Source organism: Burkholderia sp. KBS0801 (assembly GCF_005937855.2).
Taxonomy (GTDB): Bacteria; Pseudomonadota; Gammaproteobacteria; order Burkholderiales; family Burkholderiaceae; genus Burkholderia; species Burkholderia ambifaria.
Genome location: NZ_CP042179.1, coordinates 371,612 through 387,698, shown reverse-complemented (window position 1 = coordinate 387,698; position 16,087 = coordinate 371,612). Strand labels below are relative to the sequence as shown.

Below are 16,087 nucleotides of genomic sequence, written 5' to 3'. Positions count from 1 at the left end.
GAAATGGCGGGGTTTCTCGGAGCCAATTCTGATGAAACTGAAGCTGAACATCGATTCGAAACCGCTGGACGTCGATATCGACGACGTCGTGGCTGGACTGCTGGCGGTCCGCCTGGATCTGCCCGCAAATGCCGATCACCAGGACGCGATCACCCGTTATCTCAGCGAGAAGGGCGCGCCCTGGATACTCGACGAGGAACACATGCGCCGGCGCATCCTGCGCCGACTGATTCTGGATATCGCCGATCCGGCACTCGTGATTCGTCATCTGATGGCGGACGAGTGAACCGGGCGCGTCGGTTCCGACGCGCGGTGCGTTACATCAGCCGATATCGATCGTGCGGCTCGTGAATTTGGCCGGCTCCGATTTCGGCACGGTCAACGTAAGGACGCCGTTGTCGAACTTTGCCAACGTGTGCTCGGGGTCGGCGTTTTCCGGCATCGGGATCGTACGCATGAAGCTTCCGTGCGCGCGCTCCAGCCGGTAGCAGCCGTTTTCCTCGCTGTGCACGTCCTGCTTTTTCTCGCCGCGCAGCACGATTGCCCCATCCTCGACGCTCACCTTCAGATCGTCGCGCTCCATGCCGGGCAGTTCGGCGGTCACGCGCAGCACCGGCCCTTCATCCACGACGTCGATGCGCGGCTGGAAACGCGATGAACTGAAGTCGCCGAACCAGCGCTCGAGCGCGCCACGGCCGGCAAACGGGTCATGAAAGAAGTCCTCCATCGCACCCCATGATTCGCGCGAGAACAGGCGTGAAATGTCGGGCCACGACGCGCGCCATTGCTCGCTGGCCGACGCGTTTTCCGGGCCTTCCGCATCGGACTTGCGGGCAGCGCCGCGAAGAAACTTGAAGGGGTTCCACTTTTTCGGATCGGTGTTCATGGCGTGCTCCGATTCAGCTTCAATCTGGTTTGAGCCGCGGGCAGCGCAGCGGGTACCGAGCGAGGCACCCCGTGCTGCACCGCGGCAGCCGACGCATCAGCTCGTCTTGATTTCGATGCGTCGTGGACGCGCTTCGTCGCGGCGCGGGATCGTCAGCTTCAGCACGCCATCCTGGAGGCTCGCCTCGATCCTGGACGTGTCGAAGTCCGCCGACAGCGTGAACGTGCGAGCGAAATGCGGCTCACGGACCTCGGCATGCTGCACCCGCAGGTTTTGCGGCGTCGGCACCATTGCCTCAGCCTCGATCAGCAGGCTGCTGTCGTGAACCTTGACGTCGAGCTTGTCCCTCGTGACGCCGGGCAAATCGGCCCACAGCGTGACGCCCTGGCTGTCCTCGTAGACGTCGACGGCCGGCACGAGTGTCACGCGGCGCGCGGGCTGTTCGGTGCCGCGGCGGGCGACGGCAGACGAATCCCGTTCCGCCAGCTGGGTAGTGTCTTTCATGATCGGCTCCTCGTATTACTGGACGGTGATGGCGCGCGGCTTGGACGATTCGCGCTTGCCGATGCTGATCGACAGGCAGCCGTTTTCGTAGCGCGCCTGAACCTTGTCGGGATCAGCTGTTTCGGGCAGCTCGATGACGCGGCGGAACATCCCGCTAAAGCGCTCCTGCGCATAGGTGCGCCGCTCGCTGTCCGTGTCGGGCTGGGACGATTTGCGCTCGCCGCTGATGGTCAGCAGCCCCTTGTCGATCGAGACGTCGAACGCGCCGGCCTCGACGCCAGGCGCGAACGCGACGATCTCGATCGAATCGTCTGTCGCGCCGATATTGACCTGCGGAAACGTGCCGAAACGGCTTGCGCGGATGCTGGACGGGAAACCGCCGAAGAGTTGCGCCATCTGCTGCTGCAGGCGGTCGAACTCGCTGAAGAGGTCAGTTCCGAAGTAGAGATCGCTCATGATCACATCCTCCTCGATGCAGCATGGAGGCGAACGGGCCTACGCGCTCCAGTTCGCCTGCCGCACTGCTGGCAAACAAATCGAAACACGCAGCGCGCGGAGTGAAGCGGCCCGCGCGTCTGCCTGAGCGAAACTTAAGATAGGTATTCTGCGGAAAATTTCAAGGGGATGGTGGGCCGTTTTTTTGCCCGCATTTTTGCGCCGGCGCCCGTGCGCGTCGGGCCCGACACACTTTCTTCCGACCATTATCCGGGCCAGATCTCAGCGGGCGCTCGGTCGCACCGATGAGTCCGTACGCAAAGCGAAGCCACCTCAGCCCCAGCTCGAATTCAACATGACGCTGCACAGATCGACTCGGACGAATCCCGGATCCTTGTGCGCGAGGAAGTCATCGTTGAAGGTGCCGAACGTCGTGCCCGGGCGATGCTTCATGCCGTCGTAGAACGCATCGATCATCTTGTTGGCAAAGTCGGCGCCGCGCGGATAGGCGTCGACCACCGCGGCGCGTTGTTCGTCGGTGAACTGCTCGAAGCCGCGCCCTGCCACGTCCATCCCCGCGCCCGCCTGTACCAGCGCGATTTCTCCATGCATGTGCTCCGGAATGCCAGGCGTCGTGTGGAGAGCCACAGCGGTCCACACCTTCTCGATGTCTGCCTCGCCGATGCGATGGCTTCGCAGGAAATCGCGCGCCGCATTGGCGCCGTCCACTTCGAAGCGAAGCTGGCTTTCGTGATAGAGCGACGTCAACCCGATGTCATGAAACATGGACGCAACGTAGAGCAACTCGCGATCGAAGGCGATGTTGTTTCGGGCGCCGAGCAGCGCACCCCACAGGTAGACGCGAGTCGAGTGGTTGAACAGCAAATCGCCCTCGGTATCGCGAACGAGTTGCGTGACCTCGCGCGCCAGCTGGCTGTCCGGGATCACGGCGTTGATCGATTCATTCGTCTGCACGGTATCTTCCTTCATCTGTTCGCCCGATTTCGTGTGGCTCGCGTGCCCCATCGCGTAGGATTCGGGCGGGGACCGAATGGCTGCGTCCACGGAGAAAAGCTACGCTTCTCTCGGGGCATGAAACAGTCCCAAGATCGACACATTCGCATGCACCATCGACACATGACGACGCTCTCCATTGGCCTGGATCACTCCAGACGCACGTCGCTGTCCGCGCAGATCTACAGCGCGATCCGCGACGCGATCGAGTCCGGCAAGCTTGCTTCGGGCGCGCGGCTGCCTTCCTGGTCGGATCTGGCCGCCCAGCTCGGCGTATCGCGGGGCACCGTACGCGCCGCTTACGAGCGTCTGATCGACGAGCAATTCGCGATCGGTCTCGGGGCGGCCGGCACGCGGGTCGCGGAGCGTCCCGCCGTGCCGATCGCGGCCGCCTGGTCGCCGGAAGCGCCGCCCCTGCCGGATCTGTTCGACGCGTTCGGCGCGGCGCCTCGCGCGTTTCAAATGGGCGTGCCGTCACAGGACGCGTTTCCGTTCAAGCTGTGGTCGCGCATCCTCGCGCGTGCGGCGCGCCGGGCCTCCGCAGCGCCGGTCGGCTACCCCGATCCGCGCGGCGAACCGGACTTGCGCAGGGAAATCGCCGCCTATCTGGGTGTCGCCCGCGGTCTTCGTTGCAGTCCGTCGCAGGTGTTCGTCACGGCCGGTTTCTCAGGCGCACTGAGCCTCGCGATTCGCGGGCTCGGAATGGAAGGCCGGCAAGCGTGGATCGAAGACCCCGGCTTTCCGCTCACGCGTACCGCGCTCGGGCTGGCTGGCATGACCGTGACGGCCGTGCCGGTGGACGCCGACGGCCTCGATGTGGATGCAGGCATCCGGCAGGCGAAGGAAGCGGCGCTTGCCGTGGTCACGCCCGGCCAGCAGGCGCCGCTCGGGATGACGATGTCGCTCCCTCGGCGGATTGCACTGCTCGCCTGGGCCCGACAGAACGATGCGCGGATCATCGAAGACGACTACCTGAGCGAGCTGCAGCTGACCGGTCGGGCAGCGCCCGCGCTTGCGTCGATCGATCAGGAGGGACGGGTTCTGCACGTCGGCAGTTTCAGCAAGACGATCAGCCCGGCGCTGCGTCTCGGCTTTCTCGTGGTGCCGCCGCACATGACGCGCCGCTTCGCCGATATCGCGGCGTGCCTCGCGCCCGCGCCGGCGGCGTGCATCCAGCATGCCGTCACCGAGTTCATGCACGACGGGCACTATCTGCGCCATTTACGTCGTATGAAACGTCTCTACGCATCGCATCGGGAGACCCTGCTTCGTTGTCTGAATGAACTGGACTCGAACGCGATCCAGATCCGGGCCACTGCCGGCATGGCCGTCGTGACGACGCTGCCCGCGCAGGTGTCGGATGTCGATATCGCGTTGCGGGCACGCGCGTTCGGGCTGGCTCCGGTCCCCCTTTCGCCATGGTACACGGGCACGCCGCGGCAACAGGGCTTGCTGCTCGGCGTGACGAACCTGACCGAGCGCACGCTCGCCACCGACTGTTCCCGCCTGCTGGAGCTCGTTCGCGCGAGCTCCTGACAGGCCGGCAAGCGCGGCGCCGCCATCGCGTCTTGGTACAACGAAAATGTTCATTCCTGGTGCTTTCCGGTGTCCGCTTCCAACACGACAATGGGCGAACATCAACGAGCCAGACGACCATGAACCTTCAATCCATTGCAGCTGCCGCCTGCGCCAGCATCGCCTTGTGCATCGCGGTCCCGGCCGCGGCACACGGCGCCGGTGAAACCGTCACGCCGAACTTCCAGCATGCGATTCCCAACATTCCCGGCAAGTCGCTGACCGCCGTCGTCGTCGACTACGCACCGGGCGCGGCGTCGCCGGCTCACCGGCATGCAGGCTCGGCTTTCATCTATGCGTACGTCGTGTCGGGCGACATCGAGTCTCAGGTGAACGACGGCCCGAAGCGCGTCTATCACGCCGGAGAAAGCTTCTTCGAGGAGCCCGGCGCCGTTCATCGCGTGAGCCGCAATGCGAGCGAATCGCGGCCCGCCAGGTTGCTCGCGGTATTCGTCGCGGACAGCAACGACACGGTCCTCACCACCCCGGTCAAGTAAATCCCCTTCATCAAGGAGTTACGTCATGAGCAAGCGTCTCGATTACAACCAGATTGCGCCCGCGGGCGTGAAGGCCCTCGGTGGCGTGTATGGTTATGTCATGCAGAGCGGGCTGTCGCCGGTTCTCGTCGACCTCGTCTACCTTCGCGTGTCGCAGATCAATAACTGCGCGTACTGCCTCGACATGCATACGCGCGACCTGCTGAAGAAAGGTGTGAAGGTTGAAAAGCTGGCGCTGGTGCAGGCGTGGCGGGAAGCCGGCAATCTATTTGACGAACGCGAGCGTGCCGCGCTGGCATGGGCCGAGTCGGTCACGCTGGTCGCGGCGACCGGCGTACCGGACGACGCCTACGAGGCGGCGCGCGCCGTATTCGATGAACGCGAGATCGTCGACCTCACGATTGCAGTCAGCCTGATGAACACCTACAACCGTATGGCTATCAGCTTCCGCAATACGCCACAGGCCGTGCTGGAACAGTGATGTTGGCGGCAATGTGAAGGCCGACAGCCGACAGTCGCAGGATGCCAGTCATCCTGCCGCTCTCTCTACAACAACGACAATTGGCCCGACGCGCTCGCGCGAGCGTCGTGTTCGCTTTCCTGTGCCGGTGGGCCCGGGCGGTCCGCGGACGGCATGTTTCCATTGCGCGCCGCATTCCCACTACCCGGCTGATACTTGCGCGCCCACGCGATGCCAAGCACATCGGAGGAGAACACAATACCCGGCGCAATCTGAACAAGCTCGCTCATCTACGGCGCTTCCTCGGCGGACTGAATGTCGAAGTGCGCAGCGGCATAGCGCGCACTGCAATTCCACACTTCAGCGGCATTCCGGGTGAAGGTGGCCCATCCATTCTCGACGATCAACTCGGCGTCCGGAAATACGTCGCCGTGTCCCATCGCCCTGGCCGCAAAGATCGTCCGCTCGCGGCACGTCGCCCGGTATTTTCCATCGGGGAGCGTTGACGGCATCGGACTCAACCGTCGACTCCCTTCACTGCTCGATCAAAAACCGGTCACGGTTCTTTGCGCCTGCAATCCAATGCGGCGGCTTGCCGCGCCCGCTCCACGTCGCGCCCGTTTTCGGATCGCGATACTTCGGTGCGACCGGTGCGCGGGTGGCGCCCGCCGAAGCGGCACGACGTCGCCCGAAAAGCTGGTCGGGCGTGATGCCATATTCGGCAATCTGCTCACGCATCGTCGCGATAAGGCTTTCCAGTTCGGCGAGTCGCGCTGCTTCCGCTTTCTGTGCCAGCGCTTCTGCCTGTGCTTTGAGTTCGAGGTAGGTAGCCATGGATATGAAAGGATTCCTTGAAATGTGGGAAGTGGCTCAACAGCCCTTTGTGTCGTCGCGAAAGGCCGTCGACTACACCGTCGGTATTATATTCGCGACATTGACGACAATCGATAGCGATCGATTTCCGCAGTATGCCCTATCGTCTTTATATAAATCAAACCGAAAACCGGAAGCGGCGTCGTAGTTTTATAGGAATATCCGCTTTCGCGCCGAGCAAGCGATAGGGTCGCGGGGTGTCCACGGCCGGAGATTGCGACGACTGCAACGGAACGAATTGCGATGACGACGCGTGAATTGGACCGGTTCTAGGTCATTCAACGGCGGATGCCAGGCGCAAGCCGTGACGTGTAACGCAACGGCTTGAATTGACAATGCGGCAGGCTCGCCGGCTGGTCGGCCGGCTGCCGGAATGCGGGCTTCAAGATTTCGTACCTGGACAGGGCACATACCCCATGACTGCTCCAAGCCGAGAAGCCGCTTATTCGCGCGATCGTTCGTCGCGCCTGTCCGCATCAAGGTGCGGCGATCAGCGCCTGGACCAGATCGGCGGCCATCGGGCGCCCGAGGCCGGTGACGTAGTCGTATCCGGTGGTCGCTGTGCAAAGCGTGCCGCACACGCCGTTCGAGCCGCTGACAATGTCGCGGAAGTTCGTCGCGGAGGCGCTCGACGCGAGCCCGTACAGCACGGTGTGGATCGCGCCCACCGCGTTCAACGCCGTCTTGCCGCGCGCGATGCGCACGCTGTTCGCGATCGCGATCAACGCGGACCATTGCGGTGCGCCCGCGCTCGTGCCGCCGACGACGAACCAGCCGCTCTGCCCCGCATAGCCGTACGAATCGTAGACCGAGAAGCCGGACGCCGGGTCGGCGTGATAGGCGACGTCGGGCACGCCGCGCAGCCCGAGGCTATCCGACGGTATCCCGAGGTTCGACTGATACGTCGGCTCCGGCTCGATGGCGCTCTGTCCGCCGCCGCTGCCCGCCCACGCCGTTTCGCCGGCATAGGCGCCGCTCGCATCGGTCGCGATCGACGTACCGCCGACGCTCAGCACATACGGCGACGCGGCCGGGTAGTCGATCCCATTGCCGCCATCACCGGACCCGGCGACGAACGACACGCCGTTCGCGCTGGCGAACTGTCCATCGAATTGCGTTTCGGCCAGGAATTCGGGGGTGCCCCAGCTGATCGACACGACCTTCGCGCCGGGGCCGACGGGAGCCGGCGTCGTCGCGAGCGCGATCGCGCTCATCAGGTCGTCGAGCGAACTCGATGCGGCTTCGACCAGCACGATCCGCGCATTCGGTGCGATCGCGTGCGCCCACTGCACGTCGAGCGAGCTCTCGAGCGCCCACAGCGCGTCGGGCGGCGGCGGACGCTTGTCGGGAGTCGCGTAGACCTTCGTGAAGCAGCGCGGGGACGCGCACGGCGACAGGCCGAACGTGCTGCTGAACAATCGCAGGTCCGCTTCGACGTTCGGGTTGTCGTACGCATCGACGATCGCGATGACCTGATCGTCGCCGCCGTAGCCGCGCGCCGGCAATTGATCGAACCCGTAGAAACTGCGGATCCGCTGCGGCGACAGGCCGACCGGATTCCGTTTCGCGGGCCCGTGCAGGTGGAGCGGCGGCCGCGCGAACGCGTGCGGCGCCCGCGGCGCGTGCTGCGCGAACGACACGCCGAACGTGAGCGCGACGCTCGCCGAGACGAGCGTGCGCAGCGCACGCATGAACGAAGCTCGTTTCATGGTGTTTCCCGGTTGGCAAGCAAGCCGACGTGCATCAATGCGTCTTCGCGCTCGTGAACGACAGCGACTTGCCCGTGCCCGCGATGACCAGCCAGTCGTTCGGATCGGTGATCACGACCGTCGCGCTGCCGCTTTGCACGCTCGGCATCTGATAGGTGCTCTTCGGCAACAGCCAGGTCATGTCCTGCAGGCTCGTCGGATGCGTCGCGCTGAATGTCCAGCCGGTGCCTGTATCGGTCGCCGTCCAGTTCACCAGCAGACGGCGCCGGTCGAACTGCGTGAGCTGATCCATCGTGAACCACTTGAACTGGCCGGTCGCCGCGAGCGACGCTGCATGGCTGAGAAACGTCGTGACGACGTTCGGATACCACGACGCGCCGAGCGGGTGCATGTAGATCAGCCGGCTCGTGCGGTTCGCGACGACGAAATCCATCAGCGACTGATACCAGTTCTGCACGTCTGCCGTCGGCACCGCGAATTCCTGGAACTCTTCGAACGTCGCGTACTTGCCGAACGGCATCACCGGAAACGCCCAGACGCCCGGGTTCAGCAGCGACCCGTTGCGATACGCGCGCGTTTGCGCATTGCCGGTATGGCCGGTGAAGTAGTAGCCGGAATAGCCGTTCGCTTCGAGCCAGTTCACTACCCACGTCGGCGTGTTGCCTTCCGGCGCTGCCCATTCGACGTCCGGCTTTCCGGTGACCGACTGGACCGCATTGTGGTTCAGCACCAGATATTGCGTGAACGTGCTCGCGTTCGTTTCGCTGGCGTTCGCCCCCCAGTAGTCGTGCGCCCAGCCGCCGTGGCTGCCGATCTTGTGCCCGCGCTTGAGCAGGAACGACATCAGTTGCTTCGCCTGCGTATTGTTCTTCAGGTTGATCCCGAGACCGTCGCCGATCGTCACGTCGTCCGGGCCGGCCGTCACCACAATGGAATACGGGCCGCTGTTCCAGATACCGTAATTCTTCAGGTACTGCGCCGGCTGGATCTGGTCCTCCGCACAGAAGTGCCAGTTCAGCACCATCCCGGCCTGGGCGCGCGGCTGCAGCGACAGGTGCGGCATCGGCACGATGTTCGTCGTGAAGTAACGCAGGAAGCCGTGGATCGGCATGCTGTCGGTTTGTCCGTCGAGATAGGCGAGCGGCAGGTTGACGAACATCACGCCACCGTTTCCATACGGCTGATAGCCGGCGACGAGACCGAAGTTCGGCGAGGTCAGCAGCGTCGTACCGGTATACGTACCTTGCGTGACGTAGCTCGGATAGGTCAGGAAGCCGTATACGTAGCCGGAAATTCCTTCGAGCACGTCCGTCGTCGTGGCGGGCGACGCAGTCACGAGCGACGTCGCGCCGTTCACCGCCGACAGCTTCGTCGAGGTTGGCGAATACGATCCGGATTTGACCTTGCCACCCTTCCACACGCGCCCGAGATTCAGCGGCACGCCGGTCATGCGCCCGTTATTCATCTGGTACGTGAAGTACGCCTGATGGTTGTAACCGGCGAGCCCGCCCGCGTTCGACGGGCTGGGCTGCAGGAAGAGCTGCTGATCCGTCGTCGAGCCGGTCGAAGCAGTCGATGCGGTGGCGGCCAACGCCGTTGCGGCGGTCGTCGAGCCGGACCATGCCATGGACTTTCCGGGTGGAATCTGCAGCGCGCGCAGCGTGCTGCCCATCCCTGTCACCGGGCCGAGGCCGATCATGCTGCCGCCGAGCGTGTCGTAGAGCACGTAGTTGACGCCGGCCATCGAGCTGAAGCGCGATTGCCCGGGCGGATAGAAGCCCGTCGCGTTCAGTACGCCGAAATCATAGACGAGCATCACGCGGCCACCGTTGAGCGCATAGTTCTGGATGGCGGTCACGAGGGTATCGTCGGCGACCGTATGCACCTGGTCCGGCAGGATGAGCCCCTGGTACTGCTGCAGCGACGTGCCGCCCTGCTTGAATTGCGTGTCGCTGATGAGCGAGATCTGCAGCCCTTCCTCCGACGCGGAATCGAGCCACGCGGACACACGCGGGTCGGGCAGCGTGAAGTTGTCCGGCAGCAGCAACAGCAACTGGTTCGACAGGGCGTTTGCCCGTCCGGGCGCGAACGTCATCACGCAAACGGTGAAGACGATGAGAAAGGCTCGTAGGGTGCGAATTGAGTTGGCCAACATTATGCTCTCCCGGCGGAGGTGTGATGACTGCCGATGTCCAGCGCATTGCTGCCGGCGCGTTCCGCACATCGTGTGCGTGCGGCCGGTGTGGGCCGTGTGGCGCCATCGGCTGGCGGCGAGCGAACGTGCCGCGGTTCGGACGCGTCACCGGCGGCGCATGCGCATCGATTCGTCGGACGATCACGAATGCGCGGCGACCCTCGTTCCCACCACAACCGGTGAAGCTAGCAACGTGCCAGTCTCGCCGCCGCGCTGCCGGGACAGCGGGCGGCCTTGCCAAGCACCGCGCACGGGAAAAATCGCGCCAAAAACGTTACAGCGTCGATACGGCGTACCGGATGGCGCAATGGAACGAAGCCGGTGGGAAGCGTCGCGATGGACGATGCGATCCGTTGGTGCGGCGTCGCACGGACGCGCGTCGCGCGCTGCGGCTCGCGCGGTCGCTACCGGCATGGGCCGGACATCGGCCCGGGGGGCCAGGACATCGACGGAAAATGATTCTGACGTGTAACGCCGTGCTAACAGCCGGGTGCCGCCGGTCCTCGGAAGCCCCGACACTGCGTCATGCCAGCGGCAGGGATGCGCCCCGCGAGCGGCACCCCACCCCCTCACGTTCCCCGTCAAACCGCATTCGGCGCCGCCCTTCCGTCGAGCACCGCGGCGACGTTATCGAGCGCGGTCAAACCCATCTGGTCGCGCGTCTCGATCGTCGCGCTGGCCATGTGCGGCGACAGAAACACATTGTCGAGCGCGGCGAAACGCGGATCGATATCGGGCTCGTTCCGATAAACGTCCAGCCCCGCGCCGAACAACCGCTGCGACTTCAACGCGTCGTAAAGCGCATCCTCGTCGACGAGACTCCCGCGCGCCGCATTGACGAACACCGCACCGTCGCGCATCAGGCCGAACGCGCGGCGCGTCATCAACGGCGTGCCGCCGCCCGGCACGTGCAGCGTGAGGATGTCGCACTGCGGCAGCAGCGTGTCGAGATCCGCGCAATAGCGGGCGCCCGCCTCGACCTCGGGCGGCGCCGGCCGCCTGTCGGTATAGACGATCTTCATCCCGAAGCCGCGTGCGCGCTGCGCGACCGCGCGGCCGATCCGGCCGAAGCCGACGATCCCGAGCGTCTTGCCGTTCACGCGCGTGCCGAGCATGTCGGTCATGCCGAACGACTTGCCCCACCCAGCGCGCACGATGCGCTCGTACTCCGATGCACGCCGGCACGCGGCGAGAATCAGCAGCATCGTGAAATCGGCCGTGCAATCGGTCAGCGCATCGGGCGCATTGCTGACCACGATCCCGCGCTCGCGCGCGGCGGCCACATCCAGGTGGTCGTAGCCGGCGCTGGCGTTCGCGATGATCTCCACGCTCGTCGGCAATGCCGCGATGTGCTCGGCCTGCAGCCCCGATTTCTTGCCGATCAGCACCGCCGGCGTCGCGTAGCGATTGCAGAACTCGACGACGGAGGGCGCATCCATGTCGGTGTCCGTCACGTACGCGTGGAATTCGGCTTCGGCGCGTGCGGCCACGGCCGCGGGAACCCGTCGCGCTACCAGCAGGCGGGGGCGATTGTTGTCAGGCATGGTCTCGTCCTTGGGTCGGAAAACGGAGCACAGCCTACGAAGCGCGCTCGGCGCGGGTCAATATTGATTGATTCAATCAACGTGTCCGCGTGGCATCGCGCAGCCGGCTTCCCCGGCGGGTTCCGGTTGCGGCGCGTCATGCGCGTCCCCCAATCGCAGGCCTGCGCACGACGTGCCCGCGAACTCAGGAAAACCCTGACGCCGCCCCGTCGCGACGGGGCGCTTGATATTGATTGAAAGAATCAAGATTGCTGGGGAATCGCCGCCGCGCAATGCTTTTTGCATGTTCAACGGACGGAAGACGAGGTCGTAACAATGCAGGCACGGAAAAAAATCGCGGCAGTGACGGGCGCCGGCACGGGAATCGGCCACGCAGCGGCCGTCGCGTTGGCGCGAGCCGGATTCGGCGTGGCACTGCTCGGCAGGCGCATCGAACCGCTGCTCGCGACGAAGGAGATCATCGAGCAGGCCGGCGGGTTGGCCGCGGCAATTCCGACCGACGTCGCCGACGAGGCGTCGGTGGACGAAAGCTTCACGCGGATCGACCGCGAGTTCGGGCATCTCGACGTGCTGTTCAACAACGCCGGCCGCAATGCCGGCGCCGTGCCGCTCGACGACTACTCACTCGAATTCTGGAACGACGTGGTCGCGACCAACCTGACCGGCGTGTTCCTGTGCGCACGCGCCGCGTGGCGCCAGATGAAGCGCCAGACTCCGCAAGGCGGCCGCATCATCAACAACGGTTCGATCTCGGCGCACGCGCCGCGCCCGAACACGATCGCGTACACGGCCACCAAGCATGCCGTCCTCGGCATCACCCGCTCGCTCGCGCTCGACGGCCGGCCGTTCAACATCGCATGCGGCCAGATCGACATCGGCAACGCCGCCACGTCGCTGACCGAGCGCATGAACAGCGGCGTGCTGCAGGCCGACAGCCGCGTCGCACCGGAGCCGCGCGTCGACGTGGCGTACGTCGCGGACGCCATCGTGCAGATGGCGAGCCTTCCGCTCGAAGCCAACATTCTGAACATGACGATCATGGCAAGCGCGATGCCCTACGTCGGGCGCGGCTGACCCGACGATCGCCGGCGCGCATGACGACAACGCGCCGGCCCACCCATCAGGAGACAGGAGACAACATTGAAAACCGCAGAAGAACAGGTTCCGGTCATGCGCGAGTTCGGCTCGCACGCGGACATCGCCAGAAGGTCGCGCGTGCGCTACGGCGTGCTGTCGATGCTGCTGGTGGCGACCATCCTCAACTACGTCGACCGCTCGGCGCTCGGCATCGTCGCACCGGCGCTATCGAAGGATCTCGCCCTCACCCGCGTGCAGATGGGCGAGCTGTTCGCCGTGTTCGGCCTCGCATACTCGATCGCGCTGGTGCCCGCGGGCGTGCTCGCCGACATGCTCGGCTCGCGCGTCGCCTATGCGCTGTCGCTGGTCGGCTGGTCGCTGGCGACGCTGACGCAAGGGCTCGCGCACGGCTATCACATGCTGCTCGGCTCGCGGCTCGCGATGGGCGCGCTGGAGGCGCCGGCCTTTCCGTCGAACGCGCGCGCGGTGACGATGTGGTTCCCGGTCCAGGAGCGCGGCTTCGCGACGAGCGTGTACGTGATGGGGCAGTACATCGGCACGCCGCTCTTCGCCGGGCTGCTGCTGTGGATCTCGTCGGCGTTCGGCTGGCGCGCGGTGTTCTTCGCGACGGGTGGCTTCGGCATTCTGTTCAGCCTCGTCTGGTACCGGCTCTATCGCGATCCGTCGCGGCATCGCAGCGTCAACGCGGCCGAGTTGCAGTACATCACCGAAGGGCGCCCCGTCGTGACCGCGCGCGAGCGCTTCGACTGGCGCATGGCGCTGCGCCTGCTCGGCTACCGGCAGATTCTCGCGATCTGTCTCGGCAAGTTCTGCAACAACACGCTGCTGGTGTTCTTCACGACCTGGTTCATGACCTATCTGGTCGAGGAACGGCACATGTCGATGATCAAAGTGGGCTTCTTTCAGGCGATGCCGTTCATTGGCGCAACGTTGGGAATCCTGATCGCCGGCTACCTGTCCGATCTTTGCATCCGGCGCGGCGTGTCGATGTCGTCGTCGCGCAAGGCGCCGCTCGTGATCGGCACCTTCCTCGGCGCGTCGATCGTGCTGGTCAATTTCGTGCACTCGAACGCGCTGGTGATCGCGATCCTGACCGTCGCGTTCTTCGCGCAGGGGATCGGCTCGATGTCCTGGGCCGCCGTATCCGAGATCGCGCCGAGACGCTATGTCGGGCTCACCAGCAGCATCACGAGCCTCGCGGCCAATATCGCGGCCGTCACCACGCCGCTGATGATCGGCTATGTGACCCAGCACACCGGCAACTTCTTCTGGGCGCTGAACCTGATGGGTGCGATCTGCCTCGTCGGCACGCTGTCGTACTCCGTGCTGCTCGGCAAGCTGTCGCGCATCGAGCTCTGAACGCGTTCGCATCCCTTGACCGGCCGCCGCGGCGGCTCAACCCCATCCCCCCAAGATCATGATCGAATTCAAATGGGATCACCTGCAACTCTGCTCGGCTGACGCCGAGGCCACCGCGGCGTGGTTCGCGCGCTGCCTGAACGCCGAGATCGTGCGGCGCCCCGGCCGCGTCGACCTGCGGATCGGCGCCATCAACCTGTTCATCACGGCGCTACCCGACGCGCGACCGGCCGCCATACCCGACGGCGCACGCGCGCAAGGCATCGATCACTTCGGCGTGCTGGTCGAGGATCTCGATGCCGCGTACGCACACCTCGTCGAGCACGGCGCCGAGATCGTGCAGCCGGTGACACGGATCCGCGCCGGCGTGCGCGGCTGTTTCGTGCGCGCGCCGGGCGAGATCCTCGTCGAGGTACTCGAGCGGCGCCCGGCCGGGATGACATCGAGCTGAACCCGGTCTATAGTCGGCGCAAGCGGCCGGGCACCGGCCGCGTCCTCATCACCACTCCCCATGCACAACTGGATCACCCTGACGGAAGCCGCGCGACGGCTCGGCGTGCGGGCGCAGACCGTCTACGCGTATGCGAGCCGCGGCAGCATCGCCGTGATGCAGGACCCCGACGATCCGCGCAAGAGCCTGTATCGCGCCGAGGACGTGATCGCGCTGTGCCGCAAGAAACAGGTCGGCCGCAAGCGCGCGGCGCTGGCGGCCGGCACGATCTTCGGCGCCGAGCCGTGCATCCCCAGCGGCATCACCACCTTCTCCAAGGGCCGAGCGTGGTATCGCGGCCGCGACAGCATTCAACTGTCGGACACCGCCACGCTCGAGGACACGGCCGCGCTGCTCTGGCAAGCCACCACGCCCGTGACGTTCGACGCGCCCGCGGTTGCATCGCCGGCCGGCGAGCGGGATCGCCAGTGCGCGTTCACGCTGCTTGCCACGTTGGCCGCGCACGGCCACTCGACGCTCGGCCGCCTCGACAGCGCGCTGCACATCGAAGCCGGCCAACTCGTCGCGATCGTCGCGCGCGCGTTCGGCGCGCACGACGATGCGGGCCTGCCGTGGACCCATCAGCGGCTCGCGGCGGGCTGGGGCCTGGACACTCGCGGCGCGGACTTGCTGCGCCGCGCAATGGTGCTCGTCGCCGATCACGAGATCACGAGTTCGGCGTTCGCCGCGCGCATCACCGCGTCGACCGGCGCGTCGCTCGCGGGCTGCCTGCTGACCGGGCTCGCGACGTTGTCGGGCCCGCTGCACGGCGATGCGTCAGGACGCGTGCGCGCGGTGTTCGACGACGTGCAACGGCTCGGCGCCGCGCACGTGGTCGATCATCACTTGAAGTCCGCGATCCCGATTCCCGGCTTCGGTCATCATCTGTACCCCGACGGCGACCCGCGCGCGGCCGCGTTGCTTGCGCGGCTCGATCCGCCGGCGGAACTCGCGCACTTCATCGACAAGGTGACGACGCTCACCGGCCAGCGGCCGACCATCGATGTCGCGCTCGCGATGCTGTCGGTGCAGCTCCGGTTGCCGCGCGACGCGGCTTTCGGACTGTTCTCGACCGCGCGCAGCGTCGGGCTGCTGGCCCACTGCATCGAACAGCTGCGCGTGGGCAAGGTGATCCGGCCCCGCAGCCGCTATACGGGACCGGCGCTCGACGAACGGCATCTGCGTCCCGAGGCCGAAGACGACGGCAAACTGCCGAAAGCCGGCGTGATCGAGAAGAACCGGGTGTTCAAGATCGTGGAATGACCGCGGCAGGGCGCTGAACCGACTGACGAGTCATAGCCCCGATGTGTACACCGCCGATACGCCCCCATAACCGCAACGTTTCACGCCTGCAACATTTTCGATACCGGATCCGGCCCCGTGCTGACCGCGATTCCGCATCAGCAGTAGCGTGCGCGCCTTCTCCAGTGCGCCATTGCCGCTGGATAG

The 16,087-nt window shown here is 65.4% G+C and carries 17 protein-coding genes; 9 read left to right on the top strand and 8 right to left on the bottom strand.

The features are described from left to right. The first annotated feature begins 31 nt into the window (after positions 1-31). Positions 32-286, top strand: a complete 255-nt coding sequence (locus FFI87_RS31135; protein ID WP_012372428.1) for a hypothetical protein — start codon at positions 32-34, stop codon at positions 284-286. Positions 287-322: 36 nt separating this feature from the next. Here FFI87_RS31135 and FFI87_RS31130 read toward each other — a convergent pair whose 3' ends face one another. The 4 genes from FFI87_RS31130 to FFI87_RS31115 form a co-directional block, all read right to left on the bottom strand. Continuing rightward, complete coding sequence (locus FFI87_RS31130) at positions 323-886, bottom strand: Hsp20/alpha crystallin family protein (protein WP_138850379.1); 564 nt, start codon at positions 884-886, stop codon at positions 323-325. 96 nt (positions 887-982) lie between these two features. Further along, entirely contained in the window at positions 983-1,390 is a 408-nt protein-coding gene (locus FFI87_RS31125) for an Hsp20/alpha crystallin family protein (RefSeq protein WP_138850378.1), read from the bottom strand. A 15-nt stretch (positions 1,391-1,405) separates the two neighbouring features. After that, positions 1,406-1,846, bottom strand: coding sequence for an Hsp20/alpha crystallin family protein (locus tag FFI87_RS31120; protein WP_006751146.1), 441 nt, complete (start codon positions 1,844-1,846; stop codon positions 1,406-1,408). Between the two features lie 312 nt (positions 1,847-2,158). Beyond that, the gene (locus FFI87_RS31115; protein WP_138850377.1) at positions 2,159-2,815 is read right to left on the bottom strand and encodes an HD domain-containing protein; all 657 of its coding nucleotides are present in this window, start codon (positions 2,813-2,815) and stop codon (positions 2,159-2,161) included. 147 nt (positions 2,816-2,962) lie between these two features. Here FFI87_RS31115 and FFI87_RS31110 point away from each other — a divergent pair, with 147 nt between their 5' ends. From FFI87_RS31110 to FFI87_RS35405, 4 genes are all read left to right on the top strand, one after another. Then, entirely contained in the window at positions 2,963-4,375 is a 1,413-nt protein-coding gene (locus FFI87_RS31110; RefSeq protein WP_138850859.1) for a PLP-dependent aminotransferase family protein, read from the top strand. A gap of 119 nt (positions 4,376-4,494) precedes the next feature. Then, positions 4,495-4,911: a cupin domain-containing protein gene (locus tag FFI87_RS31105; RefSeq protein ID WP_138850376.1), complete on the top strand. Its 417-nt coding sequence runs from the start codon at positions 4,495-4,497 to the stop codon at positions 4,909-4,911. Between the two features lie 25 nt (positions 4,912-4,936). Next, entirely contained in the window at positions 4,937-5,392 is a 456-nt protein-coding gene (locus tag FFI87_RS31100) for a carboxymuconolactone decarboxylase family protein (protein WP_011661255.1), read from the top strand. Positions 5,393-5,433: 41 nt separating this feature from the next. Further along, on the top strand, positions 5,434-5,877 hold the full coding sequence (locus FFI87_RS35405; protein WP_186381776.1) for a hypothetical protein: 444 nt from the start codon (positions 5,434-5,436) through the stop codon (positions 5,875-5,877). A 28-nt stretch (positions 5,878-5,905) separates the two neighbouring features. Here the strand turns inward: FFI87_RS35405 and FFI87_RS31085 are convergent, their stop codons facing one another. From FFI87_RS31085 to FFI87_RS31070, 4 genes are all read right to left on the bottom strand, one after another. Next, positions 5,906-6,205: an H-NS family nucleoid-associated regulatory protein gene (locus tag FFI87_RS31085; protein ID WP_012372420.1), complete on the bottom strand. Its 300-nt coding sequence runs from the start codon at positions 6,203-6,205 to the stop codon at positions 5,906-5,908. A gap of 515 nt (positions 6,206-6,720) precedes the next feature. Beyond that, entirely contained in the window at positions 6,721-7,953 is a 1,233-nt protein-coding gene (locus tag FFI87_RS31080) for a S53 family peptidase (RefSeq protein ID WP_138850374.1), read from the bottom strand. Between the two features lie 34 nt (positions 7,954-7,987). Beyond that, a complete protein-coding gene (locus FFI87_RS31075; RefSeq protein WP_138850373.1) occupies positions 7,988-10,108 on the bottom strand; it encodes a polysaccharide deacetylase family protein in 2,121 nt (706 codons plus the stop codon). A gap of 620 nt (positions 10,109-10,728) precedes the next feature. Next, positions 10,729-11,691 carry a 2-hydroxyacid dehydrogenase gene (locus FFI87_RS31070; RefSeq protein WP_138850372.1) on the bottom strand — a complete coding sequence of 321 codons (963 nt, stop codon included), beginning with the start codon at positions 11,689-11,691 and terminating at the stop codon, positions 10,729-10,731. Between the two features lie 315 nt (positions 11,692-12,006). Here FFI87_RS31070 and FFI87_RS31065 point away from each other — a divergent pair, with 315 nt between their 5' ends. From FFI87_RS31065 to FFI87_RS31050, 4 genes are all read left to right on the top strand, one after another. Beyond that, positions 12,007-12,765 carry an SDR family oxidoreductase gene (locus FFI87_RS31065; protein ID WP_138850858.1) on the top strand — a complete coding sequence of 253 codons (759 nt, stop codon included), beginning with the start codon at positions 12,007-12,009 and terminating at the stop codon, positions 12,763-12,765. Between the two features lie 96 nt (positions 12,766-12,861). After that, a complete protein-coding gene (locus FFI87_RS31060) occupies positions 12,862-14,148 on the top strand; it encodes an MFS transporter (protein ID WP_138850857.1) in 1,287 nt (428 codons plus the stop codon). 58 nt (positions 14,149-14,206) lie between these two features. Next, positions 14,207-14,599 carry a VOC family protein gene (locus FFI87_RS31055; RefSeq protein ID WP_138850371.1) on the top strand — a complete coding sequence of 131 codons (393 nt, stop codon included), beginning with the start codon at positions 14,207-14,209 and terminating at the stop codon, positions 14,597-14,599. A gap of 60 nt (positions 14,600-14,659) precedes the next feature. After that, a complete protein-coding gene (locus tag FFI87_RS31050; RefSeq protein ID WP_138850370.1) occupies positions 14,660-15,901 on the top strand; it encodes a citrate synthase family protein in 1,242 nt (413 codons plus the stop codon). The last annotated feature ends 186 nt before the right edge of the window (positions 15,902-16,087 follow it).

Excerpts from the sequence above, each read along its gene's own strand:
- FFI87_RS31135 (WP_012372428.1), top strand. The coding sequence starts at position 32 with ATGAAACTGAAGCTGAACATCGATTCGAAACCGCTGGACGTCGATATC.
- FFI87_RS31130 (WP_138850379.1), bottom strand. The coding sequence starts at position 886 with ATGAACACCGATCCGAAAAAGTGGAACCCCTTCAAGTTTCTTCGCGGC.
- FFI87_RS31125 (WP_138850378.1), bottom strand. The coding sequence starts at position 1,390 with ATGAAAGACACTACCCAGCTGGCGGAACGGGATTCGTCTGCCGTCGCC.
- FFI87_RS31120 (WP_006751146.1), bottom strand. The coding sequence starts at position 1,846 with ATGAGCGATCTCTACTTCGGAACTGACCTCTTCAGCGAGTTCGACCGC.
- FFI87_RS31115 (WP_138850377.1), bottom strand. The coding sequence starts at position 2,815 with ATGAAGGAAGATACCGTGCAGACGAATGAATCGATCAACGCCGTGATC.
- FFI87_RS31110 (WP_138850859.1), top strand. The coding sequence starts at position 2,963 with ATGACGACGCTCTCCATTGGCCTGGATCACTCCAGACGCACGTCGCTG.
- FFI87_RS31105 (WP_138850376.1), top strand. The coding sequence starts at position 4,495 with ATGAACCTTCAATCCATTGCAGCTGCCGCCTGCGCCAGCATCGCCTTG.
- FFI87_RS31100 (WP_011661255.1), top strand. The coding sequence starts at position 4,937 with ATGAGCAAGCGTCTCGATTACAACCAGATTGCGCCCGCGGGCGTGAAG.
- FFI87_RS35405 (WP_186381776.1), top strand. The coding sequence starts at position 5,434 with ATGCCAGTCATCCTGCCGCTCTCTCTACAACAACGACAATTGGCCCGA.
- FFI87_RS31085 (WP_012372420.1), bottom strand. The coding sequence starts at position 6,205 with ATGGCTACCTACCTCGAACTCAAAGCACAGGCAGAAGCGCTGGCACAG.
- FFI87_RS31080 (WP_138850374.1), bottom strand. The coding sequence starts at position 7,953 with ATGAAACGAGCTTCGTTCATGCGTGCGCTGCGCACGCTCGTCTCGGCG.
- FFI87_RS31075 (WP_138850373.1), bottom strand. The coding sequence starts at position 10,108 with ATGTTGGCCAACTCAATTCGCACCCTACGAGCCTTTCTCATCGTCTTC.
- FFI87_RS31070 (WP_138850372.1), bottom strand. The coding sequence starts at position 11,691 with ATGCCTGACAACAATCGCCCCCGCCTGCTGGTAGCGCGACGGGTTCCC.
- FFI87_RS31065 (WP_138850858.1), top strand. The coding sequence starts at position 12,007 with ATGCAGGCACGGAAAAAAATCGCGGCAGTGACGGGCGCCGGCACGGGA.
- FFI87_RS31060 (WP_138850857.1), top strand. The coding sequence starts at position 12,862 with ATGCGCGAGTTCGGCTCGCACGCGGACATCGCCAGAAGGTCGCGCGTG.
- FFI87_RS31055 (WP_138850371.1), top strand. The coding sequence starts at position 14,207 with ATGATCGAATTCAAATGGGATCACCTGCAACTCTGCTCGGCTGACGCC.
- FFI87_RS31050 (WP_138850370.1), top strand. The coding sequence starts at position 14,660 with ATGCACAACTGGATCACCCTGACGGAAGCCGCGCGACGGCTCGGCGTG.